Source organism: Tindallia californiensis, assembly GCF_900107405.1.
Lineage (GTDB): Bacteria > Bacillota > Clostridia > Peptostreptococcales > Tindalliaceae > Tindallia > Tindallia californiensis.
Genome location: NZ_FNPV01000022.1, coordinates 1 through 2,492, shown reverse-complemented (window position 1 = coordinate 2,492; position 2,492 = coordinate 1). Strand labels below are relative to the sequence as shown.

Genomic DNA, 2,492 nt, shown 5'->3' with positions numbered 1-2,492 from the left:
CGGGAAGTCTCCTTCCAGGTACCATCAGCGCTGAAGGGCTTAACGGCTGTGTTCGAGATGGAAACAGGTGTTTCCCCTTCGCTTTGGTCACGTCTTCTGTTGTTCCCTCAAAACTACATGAAACGTTTTCGCACTTTTTTTAGGTCAAGTCCTCGTACCATTAGTACCGGTCAGCTCCATACATTACTGCACTTCCACCTCCGGCCTATCTACCAGATCGTCTTTCTGGGGTCTTACCTCCTTACGGAGTGGGAAATCTCATCTTGAGGCGGGCTTCGTGCTTAGATGCCTTCAGCACTTATCCCTGCCATACGTAGCTACCCAGCGATGCTCTTGGCAGAACAACTGGTTCACCAGCGGTATGTCCATCCCGGTCCTCTCGTACTAAGGACAGTTCCTCTCAAATTTCCAACGCCTGCGACGGATAGGGACCGAACTGTCTCACGACGTTCTGAACCCAGCTCGCGTACCACTTTAATGGGCGAACAGCCCAACCCTTGGGACCTACTTCAGCCCCAGGATGTGATGAGCCGACATCGAGGTGCCAAACCTCCCCGTCGATGTGGACTCTTGGGGGAGATAAGCCTGTTATCCCCGGGGTAGCTTTTATCCGTTGAGCGATGGCCCTTCCACGCGGTACCACCGGATCACTAAGTCCGACTTTCGTCCTTGCTCGACTTGTAGGTCTCGCATTCAAGCTCCCTTCTGCCTTTACACTCTTCGCACGATTTCCGACCGTGCTGAGGGAACCTTTGAGCGCCTCCGTTACTCTTTGGGAGGCGACCGCCCCAGTCAAACTGCCCGCCTGACAGTGTCCCAGAACCGGTTTACGGTCCGTGGTTAGAATTCCAGTACGAAAAGAGTGGTATCCCAACGTCGACTCCTCCAAGACTGGCGTCCTGGGTTCTTAGTCTCCCACCTATCCTGTACATTCCGTACCAAAATCCAATGTCAGGCTGCAGTAAAGCTCCACGGGGTCTTTCCGTCCTGTCGCAGGTAACCAGCATCTTCACTGGTATTACAATTTCACCGGGTCTATTGTTGAGACAGTGCCCAAATCGTTACGCCTTTCGTGCGGGTCGGAACTTACCCGACAAGGAATTTCGCTACCTTAGGACCGTTATAGTTACGGCCGCCGTTTACTGGGGCTTAAGTTCCAAGCTTCGGTTACCCTAACTCTTCCCCTTAACCTTCCAGCACCGGGCAGGCGTCAGCCCCTATACTTCGTCTTTCGACTTTGCAGAGACCTGTGTTTTTGCTAAACAGTCGCTTGGGCCTATTCACTGCGGCCGAGCAAGGCTCCTAATGTTCTTTATTCACCTCGCTCGGCACCCCTTCTCCCGAAGTTACGGGGTCATTTTGCCGAGTTCCTTAACAATAGTTCTCCCGTTCGTCTTAGGATTCTCTCCTCACCCACCTGTGTCGGTTTGCGGTACGGGCACCTTGATTCTCGATAGTGGCTTTTCTTGACAGTGTGGATTCAACCGCTTCGCTACTTGTTTTTCGCTCCCCATCACTTCTCAGGATTACTGAACTGGCGGATTTGCCTACCTGTTCTCCCTACCAGCTTGGACGCGCTCGACCAACGGCGCGCTCGGTCTATCCTCCTGTGTCCCCACTTCTCTCATGCGAATCTCGGTGGTACAGGAATCTCCACCTGTTATCCATCGCCTACGCCTTTCGGCCTCGGCTTAGGTCCCGACTTACCCTGAGCGGACGAGCCTTCCTCAGGAACCCTTGGGTTTTCGACGGGCAGGTTTCTCACCTGCCTCTCGTTACTCATGCCAACATTCTCTCTTGTGTGCCGTCCACCAGACTTCACAATCTGACTTCGTCCGGCACGCATTGCTCGCCTACCATGTATTTCTACATCCAAAACTTCGGTGGTATGTTTTAGCCCCGGTTATTTTCGGCGCAAGATCCCTGGACCAGTGAGCTATTACGCACTCTTTAAATGTATGGCTGCTTCTAAGCCAACATCCTGGTTGTCTTTGCAATCTCACATCCTTTTCCACTTAACATACACTTTGGGACCTTAGTTGTTGGTCTGGGCTGTTTCCCTCTCGACTACGGATCTTATCACTCGCAGTCTGACTCCTGGGTATAACGACTGGCATTCGGAGTTTGATAGGTGTTGGTAACCGGTGAAGGCCCCTAGACCATTCAGTGCTCTACCTCCTGTCGTCTCTTCCCAAGGCTAGCCCTAAAGCTATTTCGGCGAGAACCAGCTATTTCCGTGCTCGATTGGAATTTCTCCCCTACCCACAGCTCATCCAATGACTTTTCAACGTCACCTGGTTCGGTCCTCCACGAGATTTTACTCTCGCTTCAACCTGGCCATGGGTAGATCGCACGGTTTCGGGTCTGCAACCGGTAACTGATTCGCCCTATTAAGACTCGCTTTCGCTACGGCTCCGTTCCTGAAGAACTTAACCTTGCTACCAATCGCAACTCGTTGGCCCGTTCTACAAAAAGTACGCGGTCACATTCGT

Annotated in this window: 2 rRNA genes; both read right to left on the bottom strand. The window is 52.5% G+C overall.

Annotation, left to right across the window (positions count from 1 at the left end):
* A 5S ribosomal RNA gene (rrf, locus tag BLV55_RS14400) occupies window positions 1-95 on the bottom strand; the annotation flags it as partial.
* A 45-nt stretch (window positions 96-140) separates the two neighbouring features.
* Window positions 141-2,492 (bottom strand): 23S ribosomal RNA (locus BLV55_RS14395); the annotation flags it as partial.